This is a genomic window from Rhizobium sp. KNZ2-6A (assembly GCF_056755475.1).
Genome location: NZ_JBNDIC010000042.1, coordinates 1 through 18896 on the forward strand (window position 1 = coordinate 1; position 18896 = coordinate 18896).

18 protein-coding genes are annotated in these 18896 nt (G+C 58.6%); 8 read left to right on the top strand and 10 right to left on the bottom strand.

All coding sequences use genetic code 11. The annotated features are described in order from the left end of the window. Nucleotides 1–219 precede the first annotated feature (219 nt). Nucleotides 220–879 (bottom strand): YggS family pyridoxal phosphate-dependent enzyme, encoded by a 660-nt coding sequence (locus tag ACPYOP_RS24385; protein ID WP_481412856.1) that lies wholly within the window; start codon nt 877–879, stop codon nt 220–222. A 200-nt stretch (nt 880–1079) separates the two neighbouring features. Here ACPYOP_RS24385 and leuS point away from each other — a divergent pair, with 200 nt between their 5' ends. The 3 genes from leuS to holA are packed head-to-tail and all read left to right on the top strand — an operon-like array spanning nt 1080 to nt 5272. Further along, nucleotides 1080–3710 (top strand): leucine--tRNA ligase, encoded by a 2631-nt coding sequence (gene leuS / locus ACPYOP_RS24390; protein WP_481412857.1) that lies wholly within the window; start codon nt 1080–1082, stop codon nt 3708–3710. Next, nucleotides 3700–4221 carry an LPS assembly lipoprotein LptE gene (gene lptE, locus ACPYOP_RS24395; protein WP_481412858.1) on the top strand — a complete coding sequence of 174 codons (522 nt, stop codon included), beginning with the start codon at nt 3700–3702 and terminating at the stop codon, nt 4219–4221. The genes leuS and lptE overlap by 11 nt, the downstream gene beginning before the upstream one ends. A gap of 13 nt (nt 4222–4234) precedes the next feature. Then, nucleotides 4235–5272, top strand: coding sequence for a DNA polymerase III subunit delta (gene holA / locus ACPYOP_RS24400; RefSeq protein WP_481412859.1), 1038 nt, complete (start codon nt 4235–4237; stop codon nt 5270–5272). A 108-nt stretch (nt 5273–5380) separates the two neighbouring features. On the opposite strand, the gene ACPYOP_RS24405 is transcribed toward holA, so the two are convergent. From ACPYOP_RS24405 to hemE, 8 genes are all read right to left on the bottom strand, one after another. Beyond that, nucleotides 5381–6265 carry a ParB/RepB/Spo0J family partition protein gene (locus ACPYOP_RS24405; protein WP_481412860.1) on the bottom strand — a complete coding sequence of 295 codons (885 nt, stop codon included), beginning with the start codon at nt 6263–6265 and terminating at the stop codon, nt 5381–5383. A 33-nt stretch (nt 6266–6298) separates the two neighbouring features. Beyond that, complete coding sequence (locus tag ACPYOP_RS24410) at nt 6299–7096, bottom strand: ParA family protein (protein WP_481412861.1); 798 nt, start codon at nt 7094–7096, stop codon at nt 6299–6301. Between the two features lie 21 nt (nt 7097–7117). Continuing rightward, nucleotides 7118–7735: a 16S rRNA (guanine(527)-N(7))-methyltransferase RsmG gene (gene rsmG / locus ACPYOP_RS24415; protein ID WP_481412862.1), complete on the bottom strand. Its 618-nt coding sequence runs from the start codon at nt 7733–7735 to the stop codon at nt 7118–7120. 26 nt (nt 7736–7761) lie between these two features. After that, on the bottom strand, nt 7762–9642 hold the full coding sequence (gene mnmG, locus ACPYOP_RS24420; protein WP_481412863.1) for a tRNA uridine-5-carboxymethylaminomethyl(34) synthesis enzyme MnmG: 1881 nt from the start codon (nt 9640–9642) through the stop codon (nt 7762–7764). A 107-nt stretch (nt 9643–9749) separates the two neighbouring features. After that, complete coding sequence (gene mnmE, locus ACPYOP_RS24425; RefSeq protein WP_481412900.1) at nt 9750–11084, bottom strand: tRNA uridine-5-carboxymethylaminomethyl(34) synthesis GTPase MnmE; 1335 nt, start codon at nt 11082–11084, stop codon at nt 9750–9752. 136 nt (nt 11085–11220) lie between these two features. Continuing rightward, nucleotides 11221–12486: a transcription termination factor Rho gene (gene rho / locus ACPYOP_RS24430; protein WP_015341775.1), complete on the bottom strand. Its 1266-nt coding sequence runs from the start codon at nt 12484–12486 to the stop codon at nt 11221–11223. A 213-nt stretch (nt 12487–12699) separates the two neighbouring features. Next, on the bottom strand, nt 12700–13245 hold the full coding sequence (gene hemJ / locus ACPYOP_RS24435) for a protoporphyrinogen oxidase HemJ (protein ID WP_481412864.1): 546 nt from the start codon (nt 13243–13245) through the stop codon (nt 12700–12702). Then, nucleotides 13245–14255 carry a uroporphyrinogen decarboxylase gene (gene hemE, locus ACPYOP_RS24440; protein WP_481412901.1) on the bottom strand — a complete coding sequence of 337 codons (1011 nt, stop codon included), beginning with the start codon at nt 14253–14255 and terminating at the stop codon, nt 13245–13247. The genes hemJ and hemE overlap by 1 nt, the downstream gene beginning before the upstream one ends. A gap of 425 nt (nt 14256–14680) precedes the next feature. Between hemE and ACPYOP_RS24445 the strand changes: the two genes are divergently transcribed. The 5 genes from ACPYOP_RS24445 to dnaQ are packed head-to-tail and all read left to right on the top strand — an operon-like array spanning nt 14681 to nt 18317. Beyond that, nucleotides 14681–15502, top strand: a complete 822-nt coding sequence (locus ACPYOP_RS24445; RefSeq protein WP_481412865.1) for a pyruvate, water dikinase regulatory protein — start codon at nt 14681–14683, stop codon at nt 15500–15502. A 33-nt stretch (nt 15503–15535) separates the two neighbouring features. Further along, nucleotides 15536–16135 (top strand): Maf-like protein, encoded by a 600-nt coding sequence (locus ACPYOP_RS24450; protein ID WP_481412866.1) that lies wholly within the window; start codon nt 15536–15538, stop codon nt 16133–16135. Next, on the top strand, nt 16128–16985 hold the full coding sequence (locus tag ACPYOP_RS24455; RefSeq protein WP_481412867.1) for a shikimate dehydrogenase: 858 nt from the start codon (nt 16128–16130) through the stop codon (nt 16983–16985). The genes ACPYOP_RS24450 and ACPYOP_RS24455 overlap by 8 nt, the downstream gene beginning before the upstream one ends. After that, a complete protein-coding gene (coaE, locus tag ACPYOP_RS24460; RefSeq protein WP_481412868.1) occupies nt 16985–17584 on the top strand; it encodes a dephospho-CoA kinase in 600 nt (199 codons plus the stop codon). Before ACPYOP_RS24455 ends, coaE begins: the two co-directional genes overlap by 1 nt. Before the next feature lie 16 nt (nt 17585–17600). Beyond that, on the top strand, nt 17601–18317 hold the full coding sequence (dnaQ, locus tag ACPYOP_RS24465) for a DNA polymerase III subunit epsilon (protein ID WP_481412869.1): 717 nt from the start codon (nt 17601–17603) through the stop codon (nt 18315–18317). 81 nt (nt 18318–18398) lie between these two features. Here dnaQ and secB read toward each other — a convergent pair whose 3' ends face one another. Then, nucleotides 18399–18881 (bottom strand): protein-export chaperone SecB, encoded by a 483-nt coding sequence (gene secB, locus ACPYOP_RS24470; RefSeq protein WP_112339883.1) that lies wholly within the window; start codon nt 18879–18881, stop codon nt 18399–18401. Between the last annotated feature and the right edge of the window lie 15 nt (nt 18882–18896).

Genomic DNA, 18896 nt, shown 5'->3' on the forward strand with positions numbered 1-18896 from the left:
GCCAGAAAACTCGTGATCTACGTCAACACCGTTCTTGCCAGAAATAGCCCATGGACCGCTTGAACTAATGGTTGCTCCTGGTGAGGCGCGCAGGCTCCTGAGCCTGTCGAAGGGGCCGAAGCCTCGAACCACGAGGGCGGGTGGTGAAAATCTTCGATTGGAGGTCGTTCTTATAATCCCCGCGCCAAAGACTTTCGGCACGTTTATTTTTGGGAGAATTTATCGCGCCCCAAAAATCGCGGAACCGACGCGAACGCTGGTCGCGCCGAAAGCGACGGCGGTCTCGTAATCGCTCGACATGCCCATGGAGAGCTTTTCGACGCCGGCCTGCTCGGCGAGCAGGGCGAGCAGGGCGAAATGCGGCCCGGGGTTTTCCTCGGCCGGCGGAATGCACATCAGACCCTCGATCGAAAGACCGAGTTCCTTGCGGCAAAGATCGACGAAAGCGACGGTATCATCAGGCGCGATACCCGCTTTTTGCGGCTCGAGGCCGGTATTGACCTGCACATAGAGCCTCAAAGTCTTGCCCTGCCGCTCCATTTCGTCGGCAATGGCGCGCGCGATCTTTTCTCGGTCGATCGTCTCGATAACGTCGAACAGCGTTACGGCATCCGCCGCCTTGTTCGATTGCAGCGGCCCGATCAGATGCAGCTCGATCCCGGGCGTTTCGGCCTTCAGTTCCGGCCATTTGCCCTGGCTTTCCTGCACGCGGTTTTCGCCGAATACCCGCTGGCCGGCCGAAATCGCCGGGCGGATCTGATCGGCATCGAAGGTCTTGGAAACGGCAACGAGCTGCACGGCGCCGGTGGGTCGGCCAGCCTGGCGTTCGGCTGCCGCGATATGGGAACGGACTTCGTTCAGGCGCTCTTGAAGTTCCATCTTTTCGTCTCGATATGTTCGCTTGCTTCTCAGACTTTGCAGTAATGAGGCTGATGGCCTTTGCCAAGGGCGAATGCGCCCGAATCCGGCTTTGCTTTGCAAGATAAGGCACTTGCCGCAACCGCTAAACTTGACGCTTGGATAGTTTCGTGGTGAAGGTCACCCCTAACTCCCCATGATTTTCCGGAATACAAGATCAGATGACGACCGAACGTTATAATCCGCGCGACGCCGAGCCCCGCTGGCAGGAAAAATGGAACGAAGAAAAGGTCTTCGTGACCGATAATGCCGATCCGCGTGAGAAATACTACGTTCTGGAGATGTTTCCCTATCCGTCGGGCCGCATCCATATGGGCCATGTGCGCAACTACGCCATGGGCGATGTCGTCGCGCGCTACAAGCGCGCCCGCGGCTACAACGTGCTGCATCCGATGGGCTGGGACGCCTTCGGCATGCCGGCGGAAAACGCCGCGCGCGACAACAAGGTGCATCCGAAGGAATGGACCTACCAGAACATCGCTTCGATGCGCACCCAGCTGAAGGCCATGGGCCTGTCGCTGGACTGGAGCCGCGAATTCGCGACCTGCGATGTCGACTACTACCATCGCCAGCAGATGCTCTTCATCGACATGATGGAGAAGGGCCTGGTCTATCGCAAGAAATCCAAGGTCAATTGGGATCCGGTCGACAATACCGTTCTCGCCAACGAACAGGTCATCGACGGCCGCGGCTGGCGCTCCGGCGCGCTCGTGGAACAGCGTGAGCTGACGCAATGGTTCTTCAAGATCACCGAATTCAGCCAGGATCTACTGGATGCCCTGGATACGCTGGATCATTGGCCGGAAAAAGTGCGGTTGATGCAGAAGAACTGGATCGGCCGGTCGGAGGGCCTGACCGTCCGCTGGGAAATCGTACCGGAAACCGCGCCTAACAGCGATCGCGAGATCACTGTTTATACGACCCGGCCGGACACGCTGTTCGGCGCCTCTTTCCTGGCAATCTCCGCCGATCACCCGCTCGCCAAGGAAGCCGCCGCCAAGGATTCGGCGATCGAGGCCTTCTGCGAGGAATGCCGCCGCGCCGGTACCTCGCTGGCTGCGCTTGAAACGGCCGAGAAGAAGGGCATGGACACGGGCATCCGGGTCCGCCATCCCTTCGACCCGTCCTGGGAACTGCCCGTCTACATCGCCAATTTCGTGCTGATGGACTATGGCACCGGCGCCATTTTCGGCTGCCCGTCCGGCGACCAGCGCGACCTGGATTTCGCGCGTAAATACGGCCTGCCCGTCGTTGCCGTCGTCATGCCGAGGGATGGTGATGCCGCAAGCTTCAGCATCGGCGACACCGCCTATGACGGCGATGGCGTGATGATCAATTCCCGCTTCCTCGACGGCATGAGCATCGAGGAAGCCTTCGAGACGGTGGCAACGAAGCTCTCGGAAACAAGCCTCGGCAATGCGCCGCAGGCCGAGCGCAAGGTGAATTTCCGCCTGCGCGACTGGGGCATTTCCCGTCAGCGCTATTGGGGCTGCCCGATCCCGGTCATCCATTGCGACGATTGCGGCGTGCTGCCGGTTCCGAAGCAGGATCTGCCGGTCCGGCTGCCCGACGACGTGACTTTCGACCAGCCGGGCAACCCGCTCGACCGGCACGCGACCTGGCGGCATGTCGCCTGCCCGCAATGCGGCAAGGATGCGCGGCGTGAAACCGATACGATGGATACTTTCGTCGATTCGAGCTGGTATTTCGCCCGCTTCACCGCGCCCTGGGAAAGCCAGCCGACCGATCAGGAGGCCGCCAACCACTGGCTGCCCGTCGATCAGTATATCGGCGGTATCGAGCACGCGATCCTGCACCTGCTCTATTCGCGCTTCTTCACCCGCGCCATGCGTGAAACCGGCCACCTCGACGTGAAGGAACCCTTCAAGGGCCTGTTCACGCAGGGGATGGTGGTGCACGAGACCTATAGCCGCGCCAACGGCCTGACGCGCGAATGGGTGTCGCCGGCCGATATCAGAATAGAGGAAGTGGACGGCCGACGCCGCGCCACGCTGCTGTCATCAGGCGAGGACATCGCCATCGGCTCCATCGAGAAAATGTCGAAGTCGAAGAAGAACGTCGTCGATCCAGATGACATCATCGCCTCCTACGGCGCCGACACGGCCCGCTTCTTCGTGCTCTCCGATTCGCCGCCCGATCGCGACGTCATCTGGTCGGAAGCTGGCGTCGAAGGCGCGCATCGTTTCACGCAGCGCATGTGGCGCCTGGTATCAGAAGCCGCCGACGCCCTGAAGCCGGTCGAGCCGACTCCGGCTAAGGAAGGCGAAGCGCTGGCTATCTCGCAGATCGCCCATCGCACGCTGAAAGCCGTTCAGGGTGATTACGACAAGCTTGCCTTCAACAAGGCCGTGGCGCGCATCTACGAATTCGTCAATTCGCTGGCGGCTCCGCTGAGCAAGGTTGCAGCCGGCCAGGCCGATAGTACCTACCGCTCCGCCGCCCGCGAGGCCGTCGAAATCTTGATTGCGCTGGTTGCGCCGATCACGCCGCATCTTGCTGAAGAATGCTCGGCAGTTCTGGGCAACACGCACATGATCGCGACGAGCGCATGGCCAGTCTATGACGAGGCGCTCGTCATCGAAAACGAGATCGTCTATCCCGTTCAGATCAACGGCAAGAAGCGCGCTGAATTGACAATCGCGCGCGATGCAGATCAGAATGCCGTGCAGCAGGCCGTGCTCGCCCTGGATGCCGTTACGAGCGCATTGAATGGTCAGGCGCCAAAGAAGATCATCGTCGTTCCACAGAGGATCGTAAACATTGTCGTCTGATAGTCTTTTCAAGTTCGCCCGTATCGCCGGCGTCGCTTCTCTTGTGGCCGGTGCCGGCCTTTTGTCTTCCTGCCAGGTTCGACCGCTCTATGCCGTCAGCACCGGTGTCACGCAGAAGCTTTCCGAAGTCGCTTTCTCCGACACCGGCTCGCGTGTCGGTCTGCAGGTCCGCAATCAGCTGATCTTCATTGCGGGCCGAGGCGCTGGCGAGACGAAAACGCCGAAATATACCGTCGACCTCAGTGTCGCCTCCGGTACGGGAGGCGTTATCTATCTGCCGTCGTCCAGTACGTCGGCAGCCGGGCGTACCACGGTGACCGCGTCCTTCACGCTGAGGGAAGCAGTCACGGGTAAGGTCATTAAATCCGGCAGCCGCTCGGTAACGTCGCTCGTCGACTTCCCGACGCAGGAATTCGCCAAGCAGCGCGCGATCCGTGATTCGGAAGACCGTGCGGCTCGTGAAGTTGCCGAGATGGTGGCTGCCGACATAGCCGCCGCGCTCAGCCGCTGATAAAGAGCGCGGCATGGCGGAAGTCAAGTCTCACGAATTCGACGGATTCCTCCAAAATGCCGCGCGAAACTATCGCATCTTCGTCATTTATGGGCCGGATCGCGGCCTGGTGTCCGAGCGTGCCGCGCAAATAGCCGGCAAGACCGGCGTCGACCTGAACGACGCCTTCTCGCTCATCAAGCTCGACGTCGCGGACCTGCAGAATGATGCCGGCCGCCTGCTTGACGAAGTGAATGCCATCGGTCTGTTCGGCGGCGAGAAGCTCGTCTGGATTCGCGGCGCCGCCAACGAAAAGGTACTCATCGATTCGCTGCAGATCGTTGCCGACAATCCTCCGGATGCCAGCTTTGTCATCATCGAAGCCGGCGATCTCAAAAAAGGATCGGGATTGCGCAAGGTCGCGGAGCCGGCTCGCAGCGTGGCTACCATTCCGTGCTATGCCGATGATATCAGGGCTCTCAATAGCCTGATCGATACTGAGCTGGCAAATGAAGGGCTGCGTATCACGTCGGCTGCTCGCCAGATACTGCTGGAGCTTCTCGGCGGCGATCGCATCGCCTCCCGCAATGAGGTGCGCAAGCTTGCCCTTTATTGCCGCGGCCAGGACATGATCGAGGAGCAGCACGTTATCGAAATTATTGGTGACGCCAGCGCGGTTTCCGCAGATGACGCCGTCGACGCCATTCTGAAGGGCGATTCGGAGGCCTTCCTGCGCGCCATGCAGAGGATTGCTTCATCCAAGACACCGATATTCCTCGTGCTGCAGGGCTGTCTGCGGCAGTTTCAGATGCTCGATACGATGCGAGCGGAGATGGATGAGAAGCGGCTCGCCCCCGCCCAGGTCATGCAGACGCATGGCCGTCATCTACATTTCCGCCGCAAGCCCATCATCGAGCAGGCACTGAGAAGCTGGACCGCGCCGGCGATTGCCCGGGAAATGAACAGATTGCAGAGCGCCATCCTTCAGACACGCCAGCGGGCAAGCCTGGAAGATACCATTGCCACTCAGACCCTGTTGGCAACCACCCTGCAATCGGCTCGAAAGGGTTGATGTTTCACCGGGGTAAGGCCCGCCGAAAAGGCAATGGGGCCATCAGTTTAATGGACCCGGTTTCTCTTTTGGTCGATTGACTGCAATTGCTGACGTCGCAGACCGCTTTCAGCGCCGCTCCAGCAGCCGGCAGATCTCCTCGAGCTGCTCCAGCGTTTTGTAGCTGATCTTCACCTGGCCGCCGTTGCCGCGATGATTGATCGAAACGTCCAAACCGAGCGTATCGGAAAGTGTGCGTTCCAGCGCCAGCGTGTCGGAATCTTTTTCGTCCCTGCGGGCACCGGCGGGACGAGGATCGTTCTGCGCCTTGATGTCATTCTGCGCCAGACGCTCAGCGTCTCGCACCGACATGCCTTTGGAAACAATGGTGCGGGCCAGCGAAGCCGGATCGGATGTCGATACCAGCGCACGCGCATGGCCGGCAGAAAGACTGCCGCCGGCAAGCATGTCACGTACCGGATCTGGCAGCTTCAGCAGTCGCAGCGAGTTGGCGACATGGCTGCGGCTTTTGCCAATGATTTCGCCGAGATCGTTCTGCGTATAGCCATGCTCGGCGATCAGCTGCTCGTAGCCCAGCGCCTCTTCCAATGGATTGAGGTCGGCTCGCTGGACGTTTTCAACGATCGCAATTTCAAGAGCAGTCTTGTCGTCGACATCCCTGACAATGACGGGAATTTCGATCAAGCCGGCAAGCTGAGCCGCTCGCCAGCGTCTTTCGCCGGCTATGATCTCATAGCGATCCGCTGAAATCGTGCGGGCGACGACCGGCTGGACGATACCATGTTGGCGGATGGAGCTGGCCAGATCATGCAGCTCGGTTTCATCGAAATAGCGGCGTGGATTTCTCGGGTTACGGCTGATGAATTCGATCGGCACAAGACGATCCGGGTTGACGGCCGGCCTGCCTGCATCCACCGGCGTCGGCTGGTCCATCTCACCAATGAGAGCCGCCAGTCCGCGCCCGAGACGCCGCTTCGAAAGATCATCATTCATCACCGATACTCACTCTAGGACAATACTAAAATATCATGCGGCAGCCTTGCGCTGCCGTTCTCTCTGGATCACTTCCGAGGCCAATTGCAGATAGGCCTGGCTGCCTGCACATTTCAGGTCGTAGAGAATAGCCGGCTTGCCATACGAAGGCGCTTCGGACACGCGCACGTTGCGCGGTATCAACGTATGGTAGACTTTTTCACCCAAATGGGTGCGGACATCGCTGACCACTTGCTGTGCCAGATTGTTGCGGGAATCGAACATCGTCAAAACGATCCCTTGAATATCCAGGGACGGATTGACCGTGCGTCGAACCTGATCGACAGTTTCCAGTAGCTGGCTAAGACCTTCCAGTGCGAAAAATTCGCACTGTAGTGGCACCAGAACGGAATGTGCCGCCGCCATGGCATTCATCGTCAGCAAATTGAAGGATGGTGGGCAATCGACCAGAATATAGGAGAAGGCGAGGGCCTCCGGCGTATTCAGCGCCCGGCGAAGTTTGAAGACGCGATCCGACTGCTGTGCGATCTCCATCTCTATACCGAGCAGATCCATCGTCGATGGCACGATAAAGAGATTGGGGACGGCGGTCTCCTGGACGGTATCTATGATCGAATGGGTCCCGACCAGCAGATCGTAGGAGGATAGTTTTCGGTCTCGCCGTTCGATACCAAGACCCGTGCTGGCATTGCCTTGCGGATCGAGATCAACGATCAGGACGCGCTCGCCGATCGCGGCAAGCGCTGTCGCCAGGTTGATGGCGGTCGTGGTCTTGCCGACGCCGCCCTTTTGATTTGCGATGGTAATAATCCGGTTTCGCTCGCCGATCATCTGCCGCATATCCAATTATGGTTAATTCAGGCGTCGCAGGCGACTCAGCTCCAAAATGACGGAATCTCGCTCGACGACACTCCGATGTTTTACCAGATCGAATTCCCAACGGCCACGGGCTTTCTCAAGCTCACGTTCGTAATCCCGGCCTTTATGCAGAAAAAGCCGCAGATTTTCATTGCGCTCGCGCCAGGGCGCTGCGTAATCCAGCAGCAATTCCAGCTCTGCAAGGGCCCGTGCCGAGATCACGTCGCAATGTTGGACAAGACCAGGCGCCTCTTCGATCCGAACGGCGTGAACTGCGCCCCGCGCTTCGCATTCCCGCAGGCATACGCGCAGGAAAGCGGCTTTCTTCTGATTGCTCTCGATCAAATCGACATGTCCAGCGCTCGTTTCAGCCAGAAGAATCGCCGTTATCACCCCCGGAAAGCCGCCACCGCTCCCTAGATCGATCCAATGGTCCGGCGCGGGATGAAGCTGGAAAATCTGAGCGCTGTCGGCAATATGACGACGCCAGAGATCGTCGATGGTAGACGGCGCCACAAGATTGATAGTTTTCGCCCATTTCTGGAAGAGCTCGGCAAAATGCTGCAGCCGCTCCTGTGTTTCACGTGAAACACGTACACCGTTCAATTCCATGCTCTGGACTCTCTAACCTTGTAATATCAGGATACGAGCTTCTGCTCACCCTGACTGCTCATCTTCCTCAGATGCGCCAGCAACAGAGAAATGGCCGCCGGCGTCATTCCATCGATCCGCGATGCCTGAGCAATGTTCTTCGGATTTGCCGCAGCGAGTTTCTGCTTCAATTCGTTGGACAGTCCCGAGAGGACAGCGAAGTCGAAGTCAGAGGGGATGGCACGCTCTTCCTCTCTCCGGGCCTGCGCTATATCCGCTGTCTGTCGATCCATATAGACGGCATAGGCAGCCTCGATCTCGATCGCTTCGGCAACGCCGCGTTCCGTGGACTGCAGCTCCGGCCAAAGACGCGACAATGCTTCGATCGATTGACCCGGATGCGAGAGGAGTTCATAAGCGGAACGCCGCTGACCATCCTTGTTCAGATGCATCCCGGCTTTTTCGGCTTCGCTTGGCGTGATCTTTAAATCCTTCAGGCGCGTACGCGCCTGGTCAAGTTTTGTCAAATATCGATCGAAACGCGATGCACGATCAGTACCGACGCAACCAATAGACAAGCCGACCGGCGTCAAGCGCACATCCGCATTGTCCGCCCGCAGAGAAAGACGATATTCCGCGCGGGAGGTAAACATACGATAGGGTTCCGCAACGCCGCGCGACGTCAGATCATCGATCATCACACCGATATAGGAGTCCGTTCGGCTGAATTCGATGGCCTTGCCACCGGAAGCGAGACGCGCGGCATTGAGGCCTGCCACAAGGCCCTGCGCGCCAGCCTCTTCATATCCGGTGGTGCCGTTGATCTGACCGGCCAGGAAGAGACCGGGAATCTTTTCCACCTCCAAGGAGAGTTTCAGCTCGCGCGGATCCACATGATCATATTCAATGGCATAGGCGTGTTGCAGGATTCGGACTCGTTCCAGACCCGGAATGGTTTTGATGAAATTCTCTTGAACGTCCTCGGGCATGGAGGTTGATATGCCGTTCGGGTAGACGGTCGTATCGTCGAGACCCTCTGGCTCCAGGAATATTTGGTGGCCGTCCCGTTCCCCGAACTTAACGATCTTGTCCTCGATGGAAGGGCAATAGCGTGGTCCGACGCCCTCGATCTGCCCGGAATACATCGCCGATCGTTTGAGATTATCAGCGATGATCCTATGCGTTTCCGGGGTCGTTCGCGTCACGCCACATTCGATCTGCGGATTCACGATGCGATCAGTCATGAAAGAAAAGGGCGTCGGATCTTCGTCCGCCCCCTGCCTTCCGACAGAGTCCCAGTCGATCGTCGTGCCGTCAAGGCGAGCCGGCGTTCCGGTCTTCAAGCGCCCCAGGGCAAGCCCATGCCGCAACAGCGTGCCTGAAAGGCCGACCGAAGGCTCTTCGCCAACGCGCCCAGCCGGAATTTTCTTATCGCCAATATGAATAAGGCCACGAAGAAAAGTTCCGGTCGTCAGAACGACAGCGCCACAACGGATGGCCCTGCCGTTCTTCAAGGTGATGGCGGATACTCGCCCATGCTCTAGGACGAGATCGAATGCATCGCCCTCAATAACATCGAGATTCTCGATCGCGGCGATTTCGGCCTGCATGGCCAACCGATAGAGCTTGCGATCCGCCTGCGTGCGCGGACCGCGCACGGCAGGCCCTTTCTTGCGATTGAGCATGCGGAATTGAATGCCCGCCGCATCGGCAACGCGCCCCATCAAGCCATCGAGCGCATCGATTTCGCGCACGAGATGGCCCTTGCCGAGACCGCCGATGGCGGGATTGCAGGACATGACGCCGATCGTCTCTCGCTTATGTGTCACCAGCGCGGTGCGTGCGCCCAGGCGCGCAGACGCGGCCGCGGCCTCGCTGCCAGCGTGGCCGCCTCCGACAACGATCACATCATATACTTCATCGAACATCATCAAGTCCTCGGTCGTGCCGTCTGTTTGGCATACCAATTTCAGGAGTCAAGAAGGTTTCACGTGAAACGCTGGTCCGTCATTCAATCGGACATGTTTCACGTGAATCATTTGCCGATGCAGAATTCCGAGAAGATGACATCCAACAAATCCTCGACGTCGACGCGCCCCGTGATGCGTCCCAAGCTCGTGGCCGCCTGCCGCAAATACTCGGCCCTGATATCGAGACCCCGATCTTCAGAGGCACGTGCTGCCGCAACTGCGGTGAGACACTCATTGAGCAGCGTCCGATGCCGCAGGCGGCTCGGCAACGCCAATGATAGGGATTCTGAACGATCTTGAAGATCCTGTCGAAGAAATTGATGCAACGCCGACAATCCCGCGCTCGTCTCTGACGAGATGAGCACGTCATAGTCGTGCTCGCCCCTGCCAGGGTGCAAGTCGGATTTCGTGCCCAGCGTGACGATCTTGCCGGAGAAACCTGGGAAATCCAGCTGAGGGCGATCGCCGATCTCCGCCAACGACAAAACGAGATCGGCATCTGCGACGGTCTTAAGGGCGCGGCGTATCCCCTCGCGCTCGACAATTTCATCGGTTTCCCGCAGGCCAGCTGTATCATAAAGCTTCACGGCATATCCCTCGATATTCAGGTCGATATGCAGAACGTCTCGCGTCGTTCCGGCGATGTCGGTGACGATCGCCACCTCACGCTTTGCCAGAGCATTCATCAGGCTGGACTTACCGGCATTCGGCGGCCCGGCAATCACCACTTTCAAGCCGTCGCGGATAATCTCACCCAGATCAGCACCCTTGAGATGATCGGACAGTTCGGAACGCAGGCGCTTCACATCCGCCCATACCATCTCCGATACCGAGCCGGGCACGTCGTCCTCGTCGGCGAAATCGAGTTCAGCTTCGATCAGCGCGCGTGCGCGCGTCAACCGCTCAGCCCAACCATTATAGAGCTCCGATAGGCCGCCGGCAGCGTGTTCCAACGCGAGCCGTCGCTGCATCTCGGTTTCGGCACTGATAAGGTCCGCCAGGCCTTCCACCTCGACAAGATCCATCTTCCCACTCTCAAGCGCGCGGCGCGAGAATTCTCCATGCTCCGCAAGACGGCACCGATCGAAGGTGGCGAGTTCCGTCAGAAGCGCATTCACCACGGCTTTGCCGCCATGAACATGAATCTCGACGCAATCCTCCCCGGTAAATGAGGCTGGGCCGGGAAAAATCAGAACAAGACCGCGGTCGATGGTTAAACCGTTACGAGTCCGAATCGTTTTAAGCGCAGCCACACGCGGAGCCGGCAACGTCCCGGCAAGCGACTGAGCGATAGGAAAAGCCAAGCACCCGCTAATGCGGATTACGGCTACGCCGGCCGGCAAGCCGCCGCTGGAAAGCGCATAGATTGTCTCGTCTTCTGCCATGGCATTAATCCGCATCGAATCGATTTCCATCGATGCCTCGCCTCAACGAAGCCTCGTTCATTAAAACGAAATCGGGGCCGCTGAAGGACGACCCCGATCTTAGCATAAATAGTATCTCAAAGGCGGATTGCTTGAAGAATCCGGCTAATGATCAAGTGTTCATCGAGTCGAAGAAATCCGGATTGTTTTTCGTCTGCTTGAGCTTGTCGATCAGGAACTCGATCGCGTCGGTCGTGCCCATCGGAGCCAGGATACGGCGAAGGACGAAAATCTTCTGGAGATCCTGGCGCGGCACCAGCAGGTCTTCCTTACGCGTGCCGGACTTGAGAATATCCATCGCCGGGAAGATGCGCTTGTCGGCAACCTTGCGGTCGAGAACAATTTCCGAGTTACCGGTACCCTTGAATTCTTCGAAGATGACTTCGTCCATGCGGCTACCAGTATCGATCAGCGCCGTCGCGATAATCGTCAGCGAACCGCCTTCCTCGATATTGCGGGCTGCGCCGAAGAAGCGCTTCGGTCGCTGCAGCGCGTTGGCGTCGACACCACCGGTCAGAACCTTACCGGAGGAGGGGACGACGGTGTTGTAGGCGCGGCCGAGGCGGGTGATCGAATCGAGCAGGATGACGACGTCGCGGCCATGTTCGACAAGTCGCTTGGCCTTTTCGATCACCATTTCGGCAACCTGGACGTGGCGGACAGCCGGTTCGTCGAAGGTTGAAGAGATGACTTCGCCGCGGACCGAGCGCTGCATGTCGGTCACTTCTTCCGGGCGCTCGTCGATCAGGAGGACGATCAAATAGCAATCCGGATGATTGGCCGTGATCGAATGGGCGATGTTCTGCAGCAGGACGGTCTTACCGGTGCGCGGCGGCGCGACGATCAGGCCGCGCTGGCCCTTGCCGAGCGGCGCCACAAGGTCGATCACGCGCGGCGACAGATCCTTCGACGTGGGCACGTCGAGTTCCATGCGGAAACGCTCGTTCGGATAAAGCGGCGTCAGGTTGTCGAAGTGGACCTTGTGACGGATCTTTTCAGGATCGTCGAAATTGATGGTGTTGACTTTCAGCAGCGCAAAATAGCGCTCGCCTTCCTTCGGACCGCGGATCGGTCCCTCGACCGTGTCGCCCGTCTTCAGCGAGAAGCGGCGGATCTGGGAGGGAGAGATGTAGATATCGTCCGGGCCGGGAAGATAGTTGGCATTGGCAGAACGCAAGAAACCGAAGCCGTCCTGCAGAACCTCGACGACGCCCTCGCCGATGATTTCCACGTCCTGGCTCGCCAATTCTTTCAGGATGGCAAACATCAATTCCTGTTTGCGCATCGTGCTCGCGTTTTCAACCTCGAGCGATTCGGCAAAGGCCAGGAGATCAGTCGGGGATTTATTTTTCAGTTCCTGAAGCTTCATTTCAGCCATGAAGGGAATTACTCATTTTTTTAGGAGGGGAAAGGCAATGTTGCTCGTATTCAGAACCGCGATAGGGGCGCTCGCGGGCGACAGAATGGATACATGCCACGAAGAGAAGATGGCGGGAAAATAGCGACTCACTTTCTGAACCGCAAGGGGGGCACGCAAAATGAGAGAAATTTAACGTCGCCCCTAATTCAGCCCCGTCTCACGCACCCCGTCTCACGCAAATGGCTTCACGACCACGAGAATGACGATCGCGATCATCAGCAGCGTCGGCGCCTCATTCATGATCCGCCAGTAGCGTGCCGAATGCTTGTTTTCATCGCGGGCAAAGGCGCGTGCCGCGCTGCTGAAATGTCCATGAACCGCCGATAGCAGGACCACAAGCCCGATCTTGGCGTGCAGCCATCCGCCATGGAAATCATAGACCGACCAGGCAAGATAAAGCCCGAAAATCCAGGTCAGGATCATCGCCGGCGTGATGATGTAGCGCAACAGCCGCTGTTCCATCACCTTGAAGGTTTCGGATTGCTGCGAACCCGGTTCGGCATCGGTATGATAAACGAAAAGCCGCGGCAGATAGAACATGCCGGCCATCCAAGAAATGACGGCGATGATATGCAGCGCCTTGATCCAGAGATAGAGATCGGCCGGATGCCAGGCGAAGAGCCCGATCGTCAGGACCGCAAAGATCAGGATCATGAAATAGGCGCGTCGTCCGGCTTTCTGGCCCGGTGCGGCATCCGTCTGCTTTTCCACCGCCATCAGTTCCTCCATCCCCGCACGCGCTCGACAAGTCTGGCGACGTTATCGGGATCCGCCTGTGGCGTAATGCCATGCCCGAGATTGAAGATCAGCGGGCCACCGCCAAGATGCTGCAGGATATCGTCGATCCCGTCCTCCAGAGCCTTGCCGCCGGCGACCACGCGCATCGGATCGAGGTTTCCCTGCACAGGCCCATCCTTTTGAAGTTCCTGCGCAAAAGCGAGCGGCACAGACCAGTCGAGACCGATCGCATCGGCGCCTGTCTTCTGCCGATAGGTCTTCAGCAGATAGCCCGCACCCTTGGCGAAAGCGATGATGCGAGCCTGTGGCCGCCGTGCCTTGACCGATGCAATCATTTTCGCAACCGGCTTGACGGCAAAAGCCTCGAATTCCCTTTCGCCGAGCACGCCGGCCCAGGAATCGAAGATCTGCACGGCATCGGCGCCGGCATCGATCTGCGCCACGAGATAATCGGCGGAGATATCGGCAAGCAGCATCAAGAGATGTTCGAACGCCTTGGGATGGCGATAGGCAAATAGCCGGGCAGGCGCCTGATCGGGCGTGCCATGACCGGCGATCATGTAGGTCGCAACAGTCCAGGGGGCGCCGCAGAAGCCGAGGAGCGTCGTCTCCACCGGCAGCTCCCGCCGCAGCCTCCCTACCGTTTCCATGACCGGGGCCAGATACGCCATGATCCCCTCCGGCTTCAATGCCAGGATTCCTGTTTCATCGATCGGATCCATCTCCGGTCCATGCCTTTCGGTGAAGCGAACATTCCGCTTCAATGCGTCGGGGATAACGAGAATGTCGGAAAAGAGAATGGCGGCATCGAAGCCGTAGCGCCGGATCGGCTGCATCGTCACCTCGACCGCATGGTCGGGCGTATAACAGAGATCGAGGAAGCTTCCCGCCTTCGCACGAGTTTCACGATATTCGGGGAGATAACGGCCCGCCTGCCGCATCAGCCAGAGAGGGGGAGGGGTGAGCGTTTCTCCGCTCAGCACTCGCATGATCTTCCGGCGTTCATCGATCACAGACGTCGTCCTATATAAAATCAAACATATATCTAAAGGTTTCTATTTCTTAGAGTCGGTGAGTAGCAAGGATTAAAGTTCATCCATCGCCGGTCCAATTTGTCGCGCCTTGCGCACATATCCGCAAAGATTCCGACGCGAGTTGCCGATATGTGGAAAGATAAGATGATTTTTCAATCTTTTGAGGAGCTTGGAGAGAGATCCGACTCTGCTCCCTCTGTGGATAAATCGGGAATGGAAGTGGCGTTGCCGATCTTATCCACATTGCCCACAGCCCTGGTGAAAGCCATCTCGCGAAAATCCCAAATGTGGAAAACTCGGCCGTTTTCCACTTGCCGAAGACAGGCCCCTTCTCGTACCTCTCTTTTCTCCCGAGATATCAACAGGTGATGGAAAGTAGCGTGGAAAACCGAACGAGCTTCTTTCATCTGCACCTGATTTCTGACTCAACGGGCGAGACTCTCATCTCCGCCGGCCGTGCCGCCTCGGTACAATTCCATGCCAGCCAGCCGATCGAGCATGTTTATCCGCTGATCAGAAACCGCAAGCAGCTGCTGCCGGTTCTGGAAGCGATCGACAACAGCCCCGGCATCGTCCTCTATACCATCGTCGATCGCGAACTCGCCGATTTCATTGCCGAGCGATGCAAGGAGATGGGCGTACCATCAGTCAATGTTCTCGAACCGGTCATGAATGTCTTCCAGACCTATCTCGGCACGGCATCGCGCCGCCGGGTCGGCGCCCAGCATGTGATGAATGCCGATTACTTCGCCCGCATCGAGGCGTTGAACTTCACCATGGATCATGATGACGGGCAGATGCCGGATGATTATGACGATGCCGATGTCGTCATCATCGGCATCAGCCGCACCTCGAAAACGCCGACGAGCATCTATCTGGCCAATCGCGGCATCAAGACCGCCAATATCCCCATCGTCCATGGCGTGCCGTTGCCGGAGAGTCTGAGCAGGGCGACGAAGCCATTGATCGTCGGACTGGTGGCAACGACCGACCGGATCTCGCAGGTACGCGAAAACCGCATTCTCGGCACGACGCCCGGCTTCGATCGTGGCGACTATACGGATCGTGCCGCCATCTCCGAAGAGTTGAAATATGCCCGTTCGCTTTGCGCACGGCACAATTGGCCGATCATTGATGTCACGCGGCGCTCGATCGAAGAGACCGCCGCCGCCATTGTTGCCCTGCGCCCCAAGCTGCGTTAAGCGCTGCACATTATTGTCTCGGAGGCAGCCGTCATGACCGTGCCCCTTATCCTTGCGTCGTCAAGTCCGTTCCGCCGTATGCTGATGGAAAATGCCGGATTGCATTTCCAGGCCATCGCGGCCGATATCGACGAACGCGCGATCGAAGCGCCGCTGGAACGGGATGGCGCCAGTCCGGATGCCGTCGCGCTCGTGCTGGCAAAGGCGAAGGCGAAGGACGTCAGCGATCGCTTCTCCGGCTCGCTTGTCATCGGTTCGGATCAGACCATGTCGCTCGGAGCCCAGGTCTTCCACAAGCCGAAGTCGATGGCGGATGCGGAAAATCACTTGCGGACCTTGTCGGGCAAGACGCATCGCCTGAACAGCGCCATCGCGCTCGCGCGCAATGGCGATATCATCTGGGAGCATGTGTCGCACGCCGATCTGACCATGCGGCAGCTGCCGGCTGATTTCATTCATCGGCATCTCGGCTGTGTCGGAGAGAGGGCATTGTCGAGCGTCGGGGCCTATCAGCTCGAGGGAGAGGGCATCCAGCTTTTCTCGAAAATCGACGGTGATTATTTCACGATCGTCGGGTTGCCGATGCTGCCGCTGCTTGAAAAACTGCGTGAACTGGGGGCAATCGATGGATGATTCACGTGAAACACTGGGCGTAAACGCTTTCGTAACGGGTTATCCGATCAGGCATTCACGCTCGCCGCTGATCCACGGTTACTGGCTGAAGCAGCTCGGCCTGGCCGGCAGCTATCGCGCGCATGAAGTCCCCGCAGAGGATTTCGCAGCTTTCATCGCGTCTCTGAAAGCTGGCACCAGTGGCTTCGTCGGCGGCAATGTCACGATTCCCCACAAGGAAGCGGCATTCAAACTCGCCGATCGGCCGGACGAGCTTTCGGAAGAACTCGGCGCGTCCAACACTTTGTGGCTCGAGGATGGGCTGCTGCATGCGACGAATACCGATGGCGGCGGTTTCACGGCGAACCTCGATGAGCGTCATCCCGGCTGGGATCGCAACGATCGTGCCGTGATCCTCGGGGCAGGCGGCGCGAGCCGGGCGGTGATACAGGCCGTGCGCGATCGCGGCTTCAAGGAAATCCACGTCGTCAACCGCACGGTCGAGCGGGCGCGGGAATTGGCGGATCGGTTCGGCCAACGGGTTCGTGCCCATCCGATGGCAGCGCTCAATGACGTCATGCGGGGTGCTGGCCTCTTCATCAACACGACCTCGCTTGGCATGGACGGCGAAGCCGCGCCGCGGATCGATTTCTCGCCTCTTGTACAAGAGGCTGTCGTCACCGACATTGTCTATGTACCCTTGAAGACGCCGCTTCTGGCGCAGGCCGAGCAACAGGGCTTTGCCATCGTCGATGGTCTTGGCATGCTGTTGCACCAGGCGGTGCCCGGCTTCGAAAAATGGTTCGGAAAGCGTCCGGTGGTTGATGATACTTTGAGGGCGTTGATCATCGCGGATATGGAAAAACACTGATGATCAGGATCGGGCTGACGGGATCGATCGGCATGGGAAAATCGACCTCGGCGAAACTCTTCGCCGAAGCCGGAATCCCGGTGAACGATTCCGATGCGATCGTACATGATCTCTATGGCGGCGAGGCGGTTCCCCTCGTCGAGGCTGCCTTCCCGGGTACGACGAGCGACGGCAAAGTCGACCGGCAGGAACTGAGCCGGAAGCTTGCGGGCGATCCCTCCGGTTTCAAGCGCCTCGAAGCCATCATCCATCCGCTCGTTCGTGAGCGAGAGTGCGAGTTCCTGGAACGTCAGCGGCAGGCGGGCGCCGATATGCTGGTGCTGGATATCCCGCTTCTTTTCGAAACCGGCGCGGAAAAGAGGGTCGAAAAGATCGTCGTCGTCAGCTGTGATCCACAGATTCAGAGAGAAAGGGTGCTTGCCCGGCCGGGCATGACGGAGGAAAAATTCAACATGATTCTCTCCCGGCAGACGCCGGATACGGAAAAGCGGGCACGCGCCGATTACGTCATCGATACCGGCGGCAGTATCGATGCGGCCCGCAAGCAGGTAAGAGAGATCATCGCGGATCTGCGGCGCCAGCAGCAGAACAAGAAATAGGAAGGCGGAGCCCGACATGCGCGAAATCATTTTCGATACGGAAACCACTGGGCTCGACAACAGGGCAGACCGTATCATCGAAATCGGCGGCATCGAGCTCTTCAACCATTTTCCGACCGGCAAGACGCTGCATCTTTATATCAACCCGGGCGACCGTAAGGTTCATCCCGATGCACTTGCCGTGCATGGCATCACCGATGAATCGCTGAAGGACAAGCCTGCCTTCGAAATCGTTGCCGATCAGATCCTCGAATTTTTCGGCGATGCCAAATGGATCGCGCATAACGCCACCTTCGACATGGGTTTCGTCAATGCCGAATTCGCAAGGCTCGGCCGGCCGCCGATCCTCCCGGATATGGTGATCGATACCTTGGCCATGGCCCGGCGCAAGCACCCCATGGGTCCGAATTCGCTGGATGCGCTCTGCCGTCGCTACGGCATCGATAATTCGCATCGCACCCAGCACGGCGCACTTCTCGACTCCGAACTGCTGGCCGAAGTCTATATCGAGATGATCGGCGGCCGGCAGACCGCGCTTGGCCTCGGCAGCGCCATCGGTTCGTCGGCGCGCTCACGCCAGAATGATGGCCTGGAGGAAATCGTCGCCGATATACTCGAACGGTCCAATCCCTTGGCAAGCCGATTGAGTGAAGAAGAACGCGCGGCCCATGACGCGCTGGTCGCCAAGCTTGGCATGAAGGGAATCTGGTCCAAATACCGCGTGTCCGAATAAGGATGCTTCTTTAAGCACCAAAGAAAATGCCCGGGTCTTTCGATCCGGGCATTTCTGTTTCCAAGGATGGAAAATTGAAGCTTAGTTCGGAACGGCCGAAACCTGGGCGCGGGCCTGTTCTTCAGCCATGCGCTGCGTGAACATCTGCGCGAAATCGATCGGGTCGATCATCAACGGCGGGAAGCCGCCATTGCGCGTGACATCGGCGATGATCTGGCGTGCGAAGGGGAACAGCAGGCGCGGGCATTCGATGAAAAGCAGCGGCAGCATGTGTTCCTGCGGGAAGCCGGTGACGCGGAAGACGCCGCCATAGACCAGCTCGGTATGGAAGAGAACGCGCTCGCCATCCTTGGCTTCGGCGTTCAGCGTCAGCACGACGTCGAAATCCTCGTCCGACAGCGGGTTGGCGTTGACATTGACGTTGATATTGATGTCGGGCGCATTTTCCCGGGCCTGAAGCGAGCGCGGAGCACCCGGATTTTCGAAGGAAAGATCCTTGGTGTACTGAGCAAGGATGCTGAGGCTCGGGCTGGCTGCACCGTTGCCGTTGGTCTCGTTGGCCATGGGGGTGTCCTCTCA